The 15,802-nt window shown below is 72.5% G+C and carries 12 protein-coding genes and 1 pseudogene; 11 read left to right on the top strand and 2 right to left on the bottom strand.

Translation table 11 applies throughout. From position 1 onward, the window contains the following. Positions 1-25: 25 nt before the first annotated feature. From AC0699_RS21685 to AC0699_RS21670, 4 genes and pseudogenes are all read left to right on the top strand, one after another. Entirely contained in the window at positions 26-658 is a 633-nt protein-coding gene (locus AC0699_RS21685) for a DJ-1/PfpI family protein (protein ID WP_478662604.1), read from the top strand. After that, positions 655-1,212 (top strand): MarR family winged helix-turn-helix transcriptional regulator, encoded by a 558-nt coding sequence (locus AC0699_RS21680; RefSeq protein ID WP_478662602.1) that lies wholly within the window; start codon positions 655-657, stop codon positions 1,210-1,212. Before AC0699_RS21685 ends, AC0699_RS21680 begins: the two co-directional genes overlap by 4 nt. A 215-nt stretch (positions 1,213-1,427) precedes the next feature. Then, positions 1,428-3,317 carry a serine/threonine-protein kinase gene (locus AC0699_RS21675; RefSeq protein ID WP_478662599.1) on the top strand — a complete coding sequence of 630 codons (1,890 nt, stop codon included), beginning with the start codon at positions 1,428-1,430 and terminating at the stop codon, positions 3,315-3,317. A gap of 2 nt (positions 3,318-3,319) precedes the next feature. After that, positions 3,320-3,529: pseudogene (locus AC0699_RS21670) on the top strand (GPP34 family phosphoprotein); the annotation flags it as partial. Positions 3,530-3,541: 12 nt separating this feature from the next. On the opposite strand, the gene AC0699_RS21665 reads toward AC0699_RS21670, so the two are convergent. Further along, complete coding sequence (locus tag AC0699_RS21665) at positions 3,542-4,669, bottom strand: CapA family protein (protein WP_478662597.1); 1,128 nt, start codon at positions 4,667-4,669, stop codon at positions 3,542-3,544. A gap of 217 nt (positions 4,670-4,886) precedes the next feature. Here AC0699_RS21665 and AC0699_RS21660 point away from each other — a divergent pair, with 217 nt between their 5' ends. After that, positions 4,887-5,714: an SCO4651 family lipoprotein gene (locus tag AC0699_RS21660; RefSeq protein WP_478662595.1), complete on the top strand. Its 828-nt coding sequence runs from the start codon at positions 4,887-4,889 to the stop codon at positions 5,712-5,714. 124 nt (positions 5,715-5,838) lie between these two features. On the opposite strand, the gene AC0699_RS21655 is transcribed toward AC0699_RS21660, so the two are convergent. Next, positions 5,839-7,734 (bottom strand): alkaline phosphatase family protein, encoded by a 1,896-nt coding sequence (locus AC0699_RS21655; RefSeq protein WP_478662593.1) that lies wholly within the window; start codon positions 7,732-7,734, stop codon positions 5,839-5,841. Positions 7,735-8,099: 365 nt separating this feature from the next. Here AC0699_RS21655 and AC0699_RS21650 point away from each other — a divergent pair, with 365 nt between their 5' ends. The 6 genes from AC0699_RS21650 (at position 8,100) to AC0699_RS21625 (ending at position 15,784) form a co-directional block, all read left to right on the top strand. Beyond that, complete coding sequence (locus AC0699_RS21650; RefSeq protein WP_478662590.1) at positions 8,100-8,405, top strand: PhoD-like phosphatase N-terminal domain-containing protein; 306 nt, start codon at positions 8,100-8,102, stop codon at positions 8,403-8,405. 11 nt (positions 8,406-8,416) lie between these two features. Next, complete coding sequence (locus AC0699_RS21645) at positions 8,417-8,989, top strand: alkaline phosphatase D family protein (protein ID WP_478662587.1); 573 nt, start codon at positions 8,417-8,419, stop codon at positions 8,987-8,989. 95 nt (positions 8,990-9,084) lie between these two features. Continuing rightward, on the top strand, positions 9,085-10,350 hold the full coding sequence (locus AC0699_RS21640; protein ID WP_478662584.1) for an alkaline phosphatase family protein: 1,266 nt from the start codon (positions 9,085-9,087) through the stop codon (positions 10,348-10,350). 242 nt (positions 10,351-10,592) lie between these two features. Continuing rightward, positions 10,593-12,362 (top strand): hypothetical protein, encoded by a 1,770-nt coding sequence (locus tag AC0699_RS21635; RefSeq protein WP_478662581.1) that lies wholly within the window; start codon positions 10,593-10,595, stop codon positions 12,360-12,362. Between the two features lie 39 nt (positions 12,363-12,401). Then, entirely contained in the window at positions 12,402-14,147 is a 1,746-nt protein-coding gene (locus AC0699_RS21630) for an FHA domain-containing protein (protein WP_478662579.1), read from the top strand. Continuing rightward, positions 14,144-15,784, top strand: coding sequence for a serine/threonine-protein kinase (locus tag AC0699_RS21625; protein ID WP_478662576.1), 1,641 nt, complete (start codon positions 14,144-14,146; stop codon positions 15,782-15,784). Before AC0699_RS21630 ends, AC0699_RS21625 begins: the two co-directional genes overlap by 4 nt. The last annotated feature ends 18 nt before the right edge of the window (positions 15,785-15,802 follow it).

The following is a 15,802-nucleotide window of genomic DNA, read 5'->3' as shown; positions in this document are numbered from 1 at the left end:
ATCCATGAGGCCCGGGAGGCCCGCCATGACCGCCGCCACCACCCCCACCAGCAGCAGCAGCAGCAGCAGCAAGACTGTGCATCTCGCCGTCTACGACACCCTCGCCGACTGGGAGACGGGCCATGCCACCGCCTGGCTCGCACGCTCCGGCCGCACCGTCCGTACGGTCGGGCCGGCCGCGGACAAGCCGGTCACCACCATCGCCGGCATGCGCATCCAGCCCGATCTCGCGCTCGACGACCTGAGGGCCGAGGACAGCGCACTGCTCATCCTCGCGGGCGCCGACCTGTGGGACACGGGCGACGATCTGGCGCCGTTCGCGCGCAAGGCGCGGGAGTTCCTGGAGGCGGGCGTGCCCGTCGCCGCGATCTGCGGGGCCACGGCGGGGCTGGCGCGCGAGGGGCTGCTCGACGACAGGAAACACACCAGCGCCGTGTCGTTCTATCTCGCGGCCACCGGCTACCGGGGCGGTGGGCACTACGTCGACGCGGACGCCGTCACCGACGGGGACCTGATCACGGCCGGGCCGACCGAGCCGGTCGCGTTCGCACGCGAAGTGCTCGGCAAGCTCGGCGCGTTCGAGGGAACGAAGCTGGACGCCTGGTACCGGCTGTTCCACGACTCGGACCCGGCCGCGTTCGAAGAGCTCAACGCATGAGCGGGGAACAGCACAAGCAGCAGGAGCGACACGAGCAGCAGAAGCAGCGCAAGCAGCAGGACCTGCTCAGCTCCACCGCGCTCGGCGTCTTCCGGCTGAACGGCCAGTTCCTCTCCGTCGCCGAGGAACTGGCCCGTCCGGCCGGGCTGACCGCCGCCTGGTGGCAGGTCCTCGGTGCCGTGCTCCGCGATCCGCTGCCCGTCGCCGGGATCGCCCGCGCCATGGGCATCACCCGGCAGAGCGTGCAGCGGATCGCCGATCTGCTGGCCGGCAAGGGTCTCGCCGAGTACGTACCGAACCCGGCGCACCGCCGCGCCAAGCTGCTCCGGCCCACCGACGCGGGGCGGGCCGCGATCGAGAGGATCGACCCCGGCCACGCGGACCTCGCCGCCCGCCTCGCGGCACAGCTCGGCGAGGACGGCTTCGCGGAGACGGTCCGGGTACTGGAGCAGCTCAGCGCCGCGATGGACGCGATCAGCTCTGCGGAGCCCGGGGACACCAGCGCCCGTCCGGCGGCTCATGCTGCCCGGCACGATCCGCCGGACGGGCCATGAGGCTCCGGACGGGACCGCGCCGGCTCTCGGGAACCGGCTGGACGGTCATGGCTGTCTCCTTGCGTACGGGATCGCAACAAGACCGGCCGTAGGCAGGAATCAGGTCGGATTCCGTCCTACGGGCAACGCCTGCAGGCGCCGGCGCCGATCGCACTATCCTCAGGCGATCGGGCCACGCGCACGCGCGTATGTACGTCGGGGAGGGCCACTCGGCCATGGAGCAGCTGGCATCCGGAGATCCACGTCGTATCGGCGCCTACCGTCTGCTGGCCCGCCTGGGGGCCGGCGGCATGGGCCAGGTCTATCTCGCCCGCTCCGACCGCGGCCGTACGGTCGCGGTCAAGCTGGTCCGCCGTGAGCTGGCCGAGCAGGAGGAGTTCCGCAGCCGCTTCCGCCGCGAGGTGGCGGCGGCCCGGAAAGTGGGCGGGGCCTGGACCGCACCGGTCCTGGACGCGGACACGGAGGCGGAGGTTCCGTGGGTCGCGACCGGCTATGTCGCCGGACCGTCCCTGCACTCCGTGGTCTCCGGCGGCCCGGGCAGAAGCGTCCCGGGGACCAACGGCCACAGCCGCAGCCAGGGCCACGGCCCGCTGCCCGAGCGCTCCGTACGCACCCTCGCCGCCGGACTCGCCCACGCCCTGCGGGACATCCACCGCGCGGGCATCGTCCACCGCGACCTCAAGCCCTCCAACATTCTGGTCACCATCGACGGGCCGCGCGTCATCGACTTCGGTATCGCCCGCGCCCTGGAGGCTCTGGAGACCGTCACGGACGGCGGCGGGCTGACCCGCACGGGCGCGGTCGTCGGCTCGCCCGGATTCATGGCGCCCGAGCAGCTGCGCGGCGACAGCATCACCCCGGCCTGCGACGTCTTCTGCCTCGGCTCGGTGCTCGCGTACGCGGCGACCGGCCGGCTCCCGTTCGGCTCGGCGGACAGCGGGGCGCACGCGATGATGTTCCGGATCGCCCAGGAGGAGCCGGATCTGACCGGTGTTCCGGACGGGCTGCGGGAGTTGATCCGGGACTGCCTCCACAAGGATCCCGCCGCCCGGCCCACCCTTGAGCAGATCCTCGCCCGCACCGAGGCCGGCACCGGCACGGACGGGCAGGACCCCACGCTCCCCTGGCTGCCCGGACCGCTCATCGCGCAACTGGGCAGCCACGCGGTGAAGTTGCTGGAGGTCGAGCATCCGGAGAGCTTCCCGGACGCGCCGGGTGCGGCTGATGAGTCGGACGCGCCTGCTGAGTCGGGCGCGCCGGAAGCTCCGAACGCGCCGGACGCGCCGCCGAGTTCACCGGGGTCGCCCGGGTCGCCGAGTTCACCGGGGTCGCCGGGCGTGCATGCCCTCCCCACGTTGACCGGCCCCCCGACCCCGCCGCCGACGCCTCCCCCGGGCCCGGCTCCGGCACCGAATCCGGGACTGGCTCCCGGACCGATGCCCGCACCTGCGTGGCCCCACCCGGCCCCGCACACCCCGTATCCCCCGTACACCGCCTTCGGCCCGCCCGCCCCCGAACCTCCGCGCCGCAACACCCGCGGCACCGCGGCCCTCGTCGCCGTCGCCGTCGTCGTCGCGATCGCCGCGGGCACCTCCGTCTACGCGCTCATGAACGACAACAGCCACACGCAGACCCCTGCGGCGCCGGGCCCGTCGGCGACCGGGCCCACCTCACCCGGAGCCTCCGAGCCCGCCGGCCCGGACACCCCGGACACCTCGACCATCAGCAGCAGCCCGGCCGCGGCGTCCTCCCCCGCCACCGGCTCCGGGACCGTGCCTCAGGAGTACGTCGGCACCTGGCAGGCCGACTTCACCACCGCCGACGGCAACACCAACACCCGCGTCATGACCATCACCACGGGCTCGACCGGCGACACCGTCATGACCCTCACCGGCCAGGGCGCCACCTACGACTGCGGCTGGTCCGCCGCGCTGCGCGCCCCTGGCCCGCCCCTCGAACTCGGCCCGACCCAGGTCACCTTCGGTGATCCTCAGAGCTGCGCCCCCGGCCAGTGGAGCCGCCTCGACATGCCGGACGACCGCACGATCGTCCGCGAACTGATCGGCTCGGGCGGGGCCCCGCTCACGTACACGAAGGTGGACTGAGCCTCGTCGTCGAGGAGGTCCACAGGGCGCTCGGCATCTTCCCGGTACGGCGCTACCCGGAGGCCGACGGCTCGGTCGAGCAGGAGCTGCGCGGTCGGCCGACCGCGGTGGTCCTGGACGACGCGGAGCCGGACGAGCGCACGTGCGGCCTGGTCGCGCTGCTGCAGGCCGCGCGCCTGCACGGTCTGGTGTTCCCCGGTCTGCCGCGGAAGCCGGACCGGGCCTCAGTACCGGGACCAGCGGAGCGTCAGGAAGCCGTCCCCGCCGAGCTCGGGCTCCACCTGCGTACCGAACGGGCGCCCCGCCCTGCTCAGCACCTCGCACAGCCAGCCCGCGTCCGCCGCCGAAGCATGGTGGAGCTTCATCTGCCGGGCCTGCATCGGCACGATCCGAAGCTCCTCCAGCTCGCCCGTACCCGCGTCCAGCGACGGGAAGTACAGCAGCCGCAGATCGTCGCGGTACCGCTCGTAGCCCGAGATGCCCTCGTAGTCGTCGATGAGGTCGCCGCAGCCGTACAGGATGAGCTTCCCCCGGTACACCTGCATGGGCCGCGGGTGGTGCGAGGAGTGGCCGTGGACGAGGTCGACGCCGCCGTCGATGAGGCGGTGCGCGAAGGTGGCCTGGCTCTGCGACACCCCGTAGCCCCAGTTCGATCCCCAGTGGATCGAGACGACGGTCAGGTCGCCCTCCTTCCGCAGCGCCTTCAGCCGTCGTGCGAGGGCGTCGGCGCTGCGGGTGGACAGGTCGGGGACGAAATCGACGCCCGGCCGGTGCTCGCCCGCCGCCCAGCGTGACGGGATCCCCGCGGACGCCATCCCGCACGACAGCACGAGGACGCGCCCGCCGCTCTTCGTGGCGACCGCCACGGGCCGCCGCGCCTCGCCCGCGTCGCGCCCCGCACCGGCCGGGCCCAGCCCGGCGCGCCGCAGCACCTCCACGGTCTCCTCCAGGCCCCGCCGCCCGAAGTCGAGCACATGGTTGTTCGCCAGCGCGCATACGTCCGGATGCGCCGCGGCGAGGAAGGGCAGGTTGTCGGGGTGCATCCGGTACGTCACGGCCTTGGCGGGGGCGAAGTCGTCGCTCGTCGTGACACTGCTCTCCAGGTCGATGACGCGCACGTCGGGCGCGATGTCCTCAAGCACGTCGAGCGCGGCGCCCCAGGGCCACCTGTAGTCCACAGGCTGTGGAATCGCCCCGTTCATGGCCTCCGCGAGCGCCACGTAGTCCCGGGCGTCCCGGATGTACCCCTCCCGCAGGGCGGGGTCACCGGGGTGCGGAAGGATCTGGTCGACACCTCGGCCCGGCATGACGTCCCCGCAGAGGAACAGCGTCACGAGCGCCTGACCGCCCATGCGACTCATTTTCCCACCAACGGCGCGGTTCCAGCCGGGCCGCCACCGGCCGAGCCGCTCCTGCCTGGGGTTCCCGGCCCGGGGTTCCCGGCCTGGGCCCGGCCGAGGGCCCTCCGGCACGAAGCCCGTCAGTCCCACCCGCTAATGTCCGCAAGGCACACAGCAGAGTCACAGCTTTCACGCGTGGATCGCGTGATACCGAGGGGTGGGACAGGACATGGGTCCGAAGAGCCGTATACGCACGGCTGTCACGCTGGGGGCGGCGGCCGTCGCACTGACCGCCACGGCGGGGTGCGGAACGCAGACCGCGGGGGAGGCCACAAAGGATGCCGCGAAGGTGGTGAGCCAGGCGGACACCATCGCCGCGGCACTCGCGCGCGTCACGGACCGGACGGAGAAGATCGGTTCGGCCGACGTCATCTTCAACACCACCATGCCGGGCCTCGCCAAGCCGGTCACCATGACGGGCACGTACACCTGGGGCAAGGGCGTCGCGTACGACGTGACCATGGACACGGCCGCGGTGCAGATGCAGGCCGTTCAGGACGACCCGAAGGTGCGGACCATGATGGTCGACGGCGCCTACTACTACAACGTGGACCCCCAGCCCAGCGGCCCGCTTCAGGGCAAGCACTGGATGCGCGTCGACGTGGCCGCGGTCCTCGGCGAGGAAGGGGCGCGCACGGTCGAGGACCAGGGCGACCCGACGGCGGGGCTGCGCTACATCGGCTTCTCGAAGAACACGAAGAGCCTCGGAGAGGAGACGATCCGGGGCAAGGAGACCAAGCACTACCGGGCGACCCTCGACAACGAGGACATGCCCGCGAACCTGAAGTCCCTGACCGGCCCCGCCGACACCATCACCGTCGAGATCTGGGTGGACGACAAGGACCTGCCGGTCAGGCTCGTCCAGGAGATGGGCAACATGAAGGTGACGGCCGACTTCCTCAAGTTCGACTCCGCCAAGACCGTGACCGCTCCCCCGGCTTCCGACACGGCCAACCTCAGCGACCAGTTCAAGAAGAACCAGGGCAAGCAGGCCTGACGACCGCGTCACCGGCGCCCCCGCCCTCGTCCTCGTCCGCGGCCACGGCCACGGCCAGGTACGAGCGGCGGGGGCGCCTTCGTGTCTCAGCTCGGCAACTCGTCGCCCCGTGGGTCGAACCGGGTCAGCCGCCGTTGCCCGCGCCTCGGCGCGGCCGGTGGTCGTCGTCGCCCGGCCGGTGATGGTCGTCGTCGTCGCGCGGCCGGTGGTCGTCGTCGTGGCGGAAGGCGGTGAACAGGTCGGCTACGCGCGCGTCCCGGGCCGGGCGCCCGTCCGGAAGGGTCAGCGGTGGCAGCCCGAACCGGTGCTCGATGGTGGCCAGGATCGACGTCGTGTCGTACTGGGTGTGGTCGACCCCGGACCTGATGCCCGGCGCGATGACCAGTGCCGGGATCCGGCTGCCGGGCCCGAAGGCGTCGTGCGGTCCGGGGTGGCCCGGCGTTCCTGGCGGTGGGACGTGGTCCCACGCCCCGCCGAACTCGTCATAGGTGACGATGACCATCGTGCTGTCGGCGTTCGGCCCGTTCTCCACCGCCTTGATGAGATCGACGAGGTGGGCGTTGCCGACGTACTCACTGCCGCCGGGGTGCTCGCTCTCCAGGGGCTTGACGAAACTGACCGCGGGAAGTCCGTTGGGGCGCGCGGCGTCCTGCACGAACTTCTGTTCGTCCGCAAGGTGCTCCGCCCGCGCGCGAGTTCCGTCGGCGTAGTTGGCGAAGTAGGCCAGCGGGGCGTGATGGAAGCTGTAGTCCGGTGCGGGACAGTTCGGGAACACCGCGTCTTTCTGCACCGGCCCGACGCACTGGCCGTCGGAGGTTCCGGTCGGGCCCGCCGTCCAGCCCGCCCCCAGCGGATGGGCGTCGTCCCGGCCGTTGTTGCCGGCGGCGTTGTCCCAGCCTCCGCCGTACCAGGCCCAGGACACGCCGTGCGCCGACAGCGAGTCCCCGATGTTGGCGCTGTGCAGCGGCGGCAGGCGCCTGCCGACCTCCCTGCCCGGCTTGTAGGGCTGGGTGAACGGATCGATGGTGTTGACCGCGTAGTCGCCGCACACCGTGCCTGGTGGCGCCGGAACGGCCCCGCTGAAGCTCGGCGCACATCGGCCCGAGGAGTCGGCGGCCTCGGTGAGCTGGTGGTCCCTCACCCGACCACCCGGCGAGGTGTAGTACGGGTAGAGGAAGGGCGCGTTGTTTCCGGTGTCGGGCATGCCATTGGCGTCCACCACCGAATGCAGGTCGCAGTCGGCGGTACCCGTGGCACAGCCCGTCGTCCTGCCACTGCGATCGGCTCCGGCGAACACCGGGGTCTGAGCCGCGACGAGCCACTGGTGGTTCAGGAACGAGCCGCCGAAGGCCGCTTGGAAGAAGTTGTCCAGGACCACGTAGCCCGGGGCGTGCCTGCCGTGCAGATAGGTGTAGATCGGCAGCTGCTTGGTGTCGTACGTTCCCATGGTCAGCCCGGCGGCCTCGCTGCCGGTGACGAAGCGGTCCAGCTTCCCGCCGTCGATCTGGTACTGGTGCTGGTAGAAGCGGTGGGTCAGGTCCTGGGTGCACCCGCCGGGCTCACCGGTGCCGTCGGGTACACCGCCGTAGCAGGTGGTGGCGGTGGGCGGAATGTAGTCCTCGATCCGGAACGGCCGGTTCGTGAAGGCGCTTTGCACCGTCTGCGGCGTGGGCGGGTCGCCCTTCTTCGCCGGGTGATCGCTGTCCGTGCACGTGGTCGGCAGCGGGGACGGCGAGGTGAGGTTGGCGTCGTTCTGGTACAGGCAGTGCAGCGGCCTGCCGTCCTGCCCCACCTGAACCGTGACGGCCGGTGTGGCCTCGGACAAGCCCCTCACCCGCTGACCGCCGACCTTGCCCCACCCTCCGTAGAGGTTGTCGAAGCTGTGATTCTCCTGGTACAGCACCACGATGTGGCGGATCCTGCCCAGTTTGTCGCCCATGGGGTGCTGTGCGGGCATGGCGGCCGAGGCGGAGACCGCCACGGCTGCCAAGGCCACCGACGCTGCTAGGGTCCGGCGCATCGTGCCGTCGTTTCCTTCCCGCGAAAAGAAGCCTCGGCTCAACTTCCTCGGCCGGTCTCAGCACGTCGCCGCGTCCCTCGTGTACACCGCCGATTCGACGCAGACCCGACTTCGCCCGCCGGGAGTGTTCGCTCCGGCAGTGGTAGTCAGCGGCCGGACTCCGGCCAGTCGCTGAGCCGTTGGCCGGCCGTGATCGCGAACACCGTCGCACCGCTGAGGCCGCGCACCACCGACGCAGTCCGGCATGTCGGCGACGCCACTCGAACGCCCGACTGAGATGTCGGCCTCGTCACACTCGCCCACGCGGAGCCGCAAGTTACCCGCGAGTCACCTCGAGTTCATCGGCGCCCCCTAGGAAGTGGAACATGCCATTCCTGAACAGGCGCCGCTTCCTGGCCGCCGCCGGGACCACCGCCGCCGTGACCGCCGCCGGGGTCATCGCCACCCGGCCCGCCGCCGGGGCCCCGGACGGCGGCCCCTGCTTCCTGCACGGCGTCGCCTCCGGCGACCCGCTGCCCGACGCCGTCGTGCTCTGGACCCGGCTGACCCCGACCGCCGATGCCCTGCCCGGGTCCGGCACCGGGCCCACGGCCGACGTGGAATGGGAGGTGGCCACCGACCCGTCCTTCCGGCGGACGGGCTCGCCACGTCCAGGACCCGGTGGAAGCTGATCGGCAACCCGATGATGATCGCGCCGGTGCTCTTCCCGCCGCTGCCCCAGGACCTCACCCGCCCGCTCGCCGACATCACCGGACTGCTGCCGCCCGAGGGCCTGCCGTACAACGTCGACCAGTGGGACGGCTACACCGCCGACCGGCGCGAACTCCTCACCCACCTGCGCGACAACGACATCGACAACACGGTCTTCCTCACCGGCGACATCCACTCTTCCTGGGCGTGCGACCTCCCGCTGGATGCGTCCCTCTACCCGCTCGGATCGCCGTCCGTCGCCACCGAGCTCGTCGGTACCTCCGTCACCTCGGACAACCTGGACGACATCACGGGCTCGCAGCCGCGCACCACCTCGCTCGCCGTCGAGGCGGCCATCAGGACCGCCAACCGGCACGTGAAGTACCTGGAGTTCGACTCCCACGGCTACTCGCTGCTCGAAGTCACCCCCCAGCGCGTCCAGATGGACTGGGTGTACATCAGCGACCGCACGGACCCCGGCGCCACCGCCCGCCGCGCCACCGGCTACCAGGTCCTCGCGGGCAGCAACCGCGTCTCTCCCGCCGCCACCCCGCTCGCCGACTGACCGCCCCCTCCGCTCCAGCCCTTCCGCCCCGGCCTCTCCGCCCCAGCCCTTTCGCCACCTGGAGTCCCCACGTGTCCCGACACGCCCAGCCCCGCATGACTCGCCGCAGACTGCTCGCCACCATCGCCGGTGGCGCGGGCGGCGTCATCGTCGCCGGTGCCGGAATCGGCGCCCTGACCGCCGGCGCGGCCGAGACGCGGCTGCGCACGTACGTCCTCGTCATCGACGGCTGCCGCCCCGACGAGATCCGGCCGCTGCTGATGCCCCGCCTCTCCGCCCTGCGCGACGCCGGTACGACGTACCCGGCCGCCCAGTCGCTCCCGGTGATGGAAACCATCCCGAACCACGTGATGATGATGACCGGTGTACGTCCCGACCGTTCGGGCGTACCGGCCAACGCGTTCTACGACCGCACCGAGCGGACCGTGCGCGACATGGACCGGCCTTCCGACCTGAAGACGACCACGCTCTTCCAGCTCCTGCGGGACAAGGGCCTCCGCAGCGGCACCGTGCTCTCCAAGCGCTATCTGCACGGGATCTTCGGCACCCAGGCCGACTACCAGTGGAAGCCGGAGCCGCTGATCCCGGTCACCGGGCACGCACCGGACCACTACACCGCCGATGCGGCGATCAAGATGATCGACTCCGCCGACCCCGACGTCGTGTTCGTGAACTTCGGCGACGTGGACCGGATGGGGCACAGCGACCTGACCGGCACCACCCTGGAGCTCGGCCGCAAGGCCGCACTCGTCTCCGCGGACCTCCAGGTGGGCAAGGTGCTCGACCACCTCAAGTCCACCGGGCGCTGGGAGAACAGCGTCGTCATCGTCCTCGCCGACCACTCCATGGACTGGTCCGTGCCCACCAACGTGGTCACCCTCCAGCCCGAGCTGGACAAGGACCCGCTGCTCAAGGACCAGGTCGTCATCGCCCAGAACGGCGGCGCGGACCTGCTGTACTGGACCGGCGCCGACGCCGACCGCGCGTCGGCGGTCGCGCGGATGCGGGAGGTCGTCCTCGCGCAGGAGGGCGTGCTCTCCGTGCACACCCCGCAGGAGCTGCGGCTCGGCCCCGAGGCCGGCGAACTGGTGGCCTACGTCCGCCCCGGCTACCGCTTCTCCGACCCGACCGTGTTCTCCAACCCGATCCCGGGCAACCACGGCCACCCGGCCACGCTCCCGATTCCGTTCTTCGTGGGCGGCGGCGCGAGCGTCGTACGGGCACGGACGGTGAGCGAGGCGCCGGCCCGCACGGTGGACGTGGCTCCGACGGTCGCCGCGCTCTACGGGCTGGGCAAGCCCAAGGGCGGCTGGGACGGCGCGGCACGCACGGACGCGTTCACCGGCGTTCCGGCCCGCTGAGCCCCGGCCCGGCGTGACCCGCCTGCCCGCACCCCTGGCCGGAAATCGTTGCAGGCGGGTTGCCCAGACCCGGGCCGATGCGCGGCTCAGGCCTTGTGCGAAGCGGGCAACTGCCCCTATAAGGATCGTGCAGGCATCGGTTGGGATGGCCGGATAGGCAGCCATGCCACCGACCAGGGGGACCCTCCACTTCCCGCCGGAAGCACCACCAGCGCGCGCAGACCGACGGAGAACGTGAGGACATGACCGAAAACGCCTATCGCCATGCCATGACCCGCCTGGCTGTCGACCCCACCTTCGCGGCTCAACTCGACGGCGACATCGACGAGGTGGCACGAAGACTCGGCCTGACGCCCGAGCAGGTCACCGAACTGCGCCGGCTCCGTGTGGAGTCCGGTACGGCCGAGGGGCCGGCCACGCTCGACGCGCGGCTCTCCAAGTCGTCGCTCTTCTTCGGGAGCGGGGCGGGCGCCCTGGCCCACCACGACGTGTCGATCGAGCCGGTCGCGGATGATGCCGGCGCACAGGAGGTCGTGGCCGCCGACGGTACGGAGCCGCTGGTGGACGCGGCGGAACCGGACGACGTCCGGGAAACGGCCGACATGGTCGACGCCGCGACGGACGAACTCCGCAGCCTGCTCGGCGAGGCGGGCGCCGGTGCGTCCTTCGGTGACGCGGGCTCCTTGCTGGGCGACCTCGGAAACGCGGGTGGCCTCGGCAGCGCGGGTGACTTCGGCGACTTCGGCGACTTCGGTTCCTTCGGCGACACCGGTTCGGGGTTCGGCGACCAGGGCCCCGGCGGGTTCGGCGACCACGGGCCCGGGGGGCTGGGGGCCGACGGTCCTGGTGGGTTCGGGGACGGGCCCGGCGGCCTGGGCGACCACGGGCCCGGCGGCCTGGGCGGCGATGGGCTCGGCGGATTCGGGGACGGGCCTGGCGGCCTGGGAGGCGACCACGGGCCCGGCGGGTTCGGCGGCGGCGGATTCGGCGGCGGTGGCGACGGCTTCGGTCCCGGTGGCGATTTCGGTGGTGGCTTCGGCGAGGGTCACGGCGGTGGCGGCCTCGGGGGTGGCCTCGGTGGTCACGGCGGTGGCATCGACGGCGGCCCCGGCGGCGACGGGTTCGGCGACGGCTTCGGGGGCCGCGGTGACGGCTCCGACGGTTTCGGTGGGATCGGCGGTGGGATCGGCGGTGGCTTCGACGGCGGGCCCGGCGACGGGTTCGGCGACGGTTTCGGCGGCGAAGGCGGCGGTCCCGGAGGCTTCGGGCACGAAGGCGTCTACGGGCGTGGCGAAGGCGGTGACTCCGGGGGCGGCAGTGGCGGTGACTCCGGGGGCGGCAGTGGCGGCGACTCCGGCGGTGGCAGCGGCAGCGGCGGTGACTCCGGCGGCAGCGGCAACAGCGGCGGCAGCCAGGAAAACGAGCGCCGCCCCGGCCACGGCGGCAGCAGTGGCGGCGGCCAGGGCGGCGACAGCGGTGGCCAGGGCGGCGGCAACAGTGGCAGCGGCGGCCAGAGCGGCGGGAACACCGGCGGTGGCGGCGGCCAGGGCGGCGGCGATTCCGGCGGGAGCGGCGGCGGCACCGGCGGCGGTGACTCCGGCGGCACCGGTGGCGGTGGCGACTCCGGCGGCGGCACGGGCGGAGGCGGCGACACTGGCGGCGGTACGGGCGGAGGCGGCGACACTGGCGGTACCGGGGGCGACACCGGCGGCGGTGACTCCGGCGGCGGTGGCCGCGACGGCGGCACCGGCGGCAACACCGGCGGCAGCCAGGAAAACGAGCGCCGCCCCGGCCACGGCCCCACCACCCCCGGCGGCGACAGCGGCGACGACGGCGACGGCGGACGCGGCGGCGGCCAGGCCGACACCCCCGCCCCCGACTCCGACGGCACCGGCGGCACCGGCCTGTTCCGTCCGGGCTTCGACCGCCTCGGCAGCCACCTCCACTCGGCGAATCCCGCGAACGACGCACCCGACGGCCTGTCCGGCGGCACGTTCACCACGGGTTCCTGAGCCGACGGACCTGCCGGAATGCTCTGCCACGCCTGTCGCGTGCACGTACGGCGCGACTTCCCGTACTGCCTGCGCTGCGGCACCCTCCGCCGCGGCGCGGCCCTGACGTCGTACGCCGCGCCCCAGCTGCGCGGCGTCGACGACCCCACGCTCCTCGTACCGCTGACCGGCCAGATCACGACACTGGGCCGCACGGCGGACAACGACGTCGTCCTCTCCGACGGCAGCGTGTCACGCCGTCATGCCCGCATCATCCGCGACGATTCGGGCTTCCGGATCGAGGACCTGGACTCGTTCAACGGCACGTCCGTCGCCGGCGTGCAGCTCCACGGCGGCGCGGCGCGGCTCGCCGACGGCGCCGAGCTGTCCGTCGGCGACGTCCGCATGGTGTTCGAGCAGCCGAGGGACGCGAAGATCGGCTCCCGGACCATGATGGTCGGCACCCAGCTCACCGAACTGCCGTCCGCCGCCGCACCCGAGCAGGAGGCCCCGGAGGCGAACGGGCCGCTCACCGCGCGCCCGCGCCGCCGCAGCGGGTGGGCGCTCAAGCAGGCGCCCACGAGCGGCCGGAGCGAACCACACTGGGTGCTGAACAACACGCGCACCGGCGTGTATCTCCAGCTCGACGAGCGCGAGGTGTTCCTCTGGAACGCCATCGACGGCGAGAACACCGTGCGCGACCTGCTCTTCGCCTACGCCGACCGTTTCGGCGAACTGGCGCTGCCACGGATCGAGTCCGCTCTCGCGGCGTTCGCCGGCGCGGGACTGCTGCGCGGACTGCCGGGCCAGTCGGACGAGCGGGAGGCCACGCGCTGGCGCCGGTTCTGGCGGGCGGTGTACCGGGCGCTGATGAAGCTTGAGGTGTCCGTACCGGGCCTCGACAGCGCGGTGAGCCGCCTCTACGACCGCTTCGGCTGGCGGTTCTTCACCCGTACCGGAGTGGCGTTCGTCTGGCTGTCGGTGGCCGGTGGCCTGGTGGCGTTCTTCCCGGCCCAACAGCGGCAGCATCTCCTCGACTTCGGCGGAGCCGGGGTCTTGGGCCCGGTGGTCCTCGTCGCCGGATACATCTCGGCCCTGGCGGTGCACGAGCTGTCGCACGCGCTGGCGGTGAAGTCGTACGGCCGCAAGGTCCGGCGCGGCGGCTTCATGCTCATGATGGGGATGCCGTTCGCCTTCGTCGACACCAGCGACATGTGGTTCGGCACCCGCTGGTCGCGGGTCGTGGTGGCGCTGTCCGGTCCGGTCTCGACCGCGGCCCTGGCGGGCTGGTGCGCCGTGGGCGCGGCGTACCTGCCGGTCGGCGCCGTGTCGGCCGTCCTGTTCCACCTGGCCTTCGGGCTGTACCTGAACACCCTGTACAACTTCAATCCGCTGATGCCTCTGGACGGTTATCAGGCGCTGACCGACGCGCTGCGCGTGCCGCGGCTGCGTGAGGAGGCGAGCGCGTACTTCCGCAAGGGGCTGTGGCGGGACCTGCGGGCAGGCCGTCGGCCGGGGCCGCGCCAGGCGGGCATGGCCGCGTACGGACTCGCGGTGATCGTCGGGACGTACGGCTTCCTGGTGCTGGCCCTGCTGGCCTGGCGCTCCCGGCTCGGGGAGTGGCTGCAGGGGCGGGTGGACGCACCGTGGGACACGGTGATCGTGGCGGTCGTGGTCGGTCTGGTGGCGTTCCCCGTGTGGGCGGCGCCGGTGCGGTGGCTGATACGTGTGGTGAAGCGGCGTCGCGCGGCGGGTGGACGTCCGGCGCGCCTGGTGGACGGCGCGGCCGTGGAGGGGGCGGCATGAGAGACGCACAGAACGGCGGTACGAGCGCTTCTCCGCAGTGTGACGGCGGGTGGGGCGTTCCTGAGTACACGGCCGTGCGGACGCTCGGCGAGGGCGCCGGGGGCCGTGTCGTACTGGCCCGGCACGAGGCGACAGGCGTCCCCGTGGCCATCAAATACCTGAGCGAGCGGCTCCGCGGCGACCAGGAGTTCCTGGCCCGCTTCCGCGCCGAGGCACGGCTGCTCGGTGAACTGCGGCACCCGTGCGTGGTGCGGCTGTACGAGTACGTGGAGGCCCGCCGAGGCGCCGCGATCGTCATGGAGGCGGTGGACGGGGTCAGCCTCCGCGAACTGCTGCGCGCGCATGGGGCGACCGGCCCGGAGGCGGCCCTGGTCCTGCTCAAGGGCTCCCTGCTCGGACTCGGCACGGCCCATGAGGCCGGGGTGGTCCACCGTGACTACAAGCCGGAGAACGTGCTGGTACGCGCCGATGGTTCGAGCGCGCTGGCCGACTTCGGCATCGCCGTACGCACCGGCCGCGAGACGGAGGCCGCCGGCACGCCCGCCTACATGGCGCCCGAACAGTGGCGCGGCGAGCCGGCGGGCCCGGCGGGCGATGTGTACGCCGCGGCGGCCGTGTTCTTCGAATGCCTGACCGGCCGGCGACCGTTCCGCGGCGACGACCTGACGGCGCTGCGGCTGCAACACCTGCGAGCACCCGTCGCGCTGGACGACGTACCCGAGCCGGTACGCGATCTGCTGCGCGCGGGCATGGCCAAGGACCCGGCGGACCGGCCCGGGATCGAGGCGTTCCTCGCCGAGCTCGAACGCGCCGCCACCGAGGCGTACGGCGCCGACTGGGAGGAGCGCGGGCGCCGCCGACTCGCCGAACTCACCGCGCTGCTGGCCCTGTTGTTCCCCTTCGCGACGGTGCCGGCGATCTATCAGGCGACCCCGGCGCTGACCGTACTGGGCCGGCTGAAGCCCGGCCTGTGGAAGGCGGTTGCCGGGATGGCCGCGCTGGCGGTGGTCGCCGGTACGTGGACGGTCGCGACGGCCCGTACCGGCGACACGACGACGACGGTGGCCAGTTCCGTACCGTCCGGGACCATCACGTCCGGTACCCCGGCCCCGTCCCTCTCTTCCTCGTCCCCCTCTTCCTCTCCCTCGGCGGGTACGACCTCGCCGACCCCGAGCGGGTCGCCGTCCGGCAGCGCCACGGCCGACCCGTCGCCGAGCACATCGACGACCACCCCGGCCACGGGCGACACACCGCCCGTGACCACTGGACCGGCCCCCACGGCCCCCGCACCGTCCCGGACGACCGAAGCCCCGGTTCCGCCGACCGCAGGCACGATCACGATCGTCATCGACTCCTGGCGCCGGGGGCAGCGACCGAGCACCCTCATCGCCGATGTGACCGTCCGCACCACGGGCACGGGTCCGCTGACGCTCTCCGCGGACTTCTACGTCAACACGCCCGCTCAGCCGTACGGTACGCAGTCCCGTCGGCTGTCAGGCGCCACGGAGTACACCGTGACCTTCGAGGCCGACTTCTCGAACCACCCGTGCAGGGGCACCTGGAACGTCGCCGTCACCAGCAACCCGCAGTCCGCGAGCGGACGTCAGACGGCTTCCATGGACGCGCCGCCGTGCTGAGCGCCCCTCTAGGAGAGC

The organism is Streptomyces sp. NPDC043870 (genome assembly GCF_056435785.1).
The sequence above is the reverse complement of the archived record's forward strand: the minus strand, read 5'-3'. Positions and strand labels throughout refer to the sequence as shown.

Bases quoted from the DNA above. Each gene is read 5' to 3' on its own strand.
- AC0699_RS21685 (WP_478662604.1), top strand. From the start codon at position 26: ATGACCGCCGCCACCACCCCCACCAGCAGCAGCAGCAGCAGCAGCAAG.
- AC0699_RS21680 (WP_478662602.1), top strand. From the start codon at position 655: ATGAGCGGGGAACAGCACAAGCAGCAGGAGCGACACGAGCAGCAGAAG.
- AC0699_RS21675 (WP_478662599.1), top strand. From the start codon at position 1,428: ATGGAGCAGCTGGCATCCGGAGATCCACGTCGTATCGGCGCCTACCGT.
- AC0699_RS21665 (WP_478662597.1), bottom strand. From the start codon at position 4,669: ATGGGCGGTCAGGCGCTCGTGACGCTGTTCCTCTGCGGGGACGTCATG.
- AC0699_RS21660 (WP_478662595.1), top strand. From the start codon at position 4,887: ATGGGTCCGAAGAGCCGTATACGCACGGCTGTCACGCTGGGGGCGGCG.
- AC0699_RS21655 (WP_478662593.1), bottom strand. From the start codon at position 7,734: ATGCGCCGGACCCTAGCAGCGTCGGTGGCCTTGGCAGCCGTGGCGGTC.
- AC0699_RS21650 (WP_478662590.1), top strand. From the start codon at position 8,100: ATGCCATTCCTGAACAGGCGCCGCTTCCTGGCCGCCGCCGGGACCACC.
- AC0699_RS21645 (WP_478662587.1), top strand. From the start codon at position 8,417: ATGATGATCGCGCCGGTGCTCTTCCCGCCGCTGCCCCAGGACCTCACC.
- AC0699_RS21640 (WP_478662584.1), top strand. From the start codon at position 9,085: ATGACTCGCCGCAGACTGCTCGCCACCATCGCCGGTGGCGCGGGCGGC.
- AC0699_RS21635 (WP_478662581.1), top strand. From the start codon at position 10,593: ATGACCGAAAACGCCTATCGCCATGCCATGACCCGCCTGGCTGTCGAC.
- AC0699_RS21625 (WP_478662576.1), top strand. From the start codon at position 14,144: ATGAGAGACGCACAGAACGGCGGTACGAGCGCTTCTCCGCAGTGTGAC.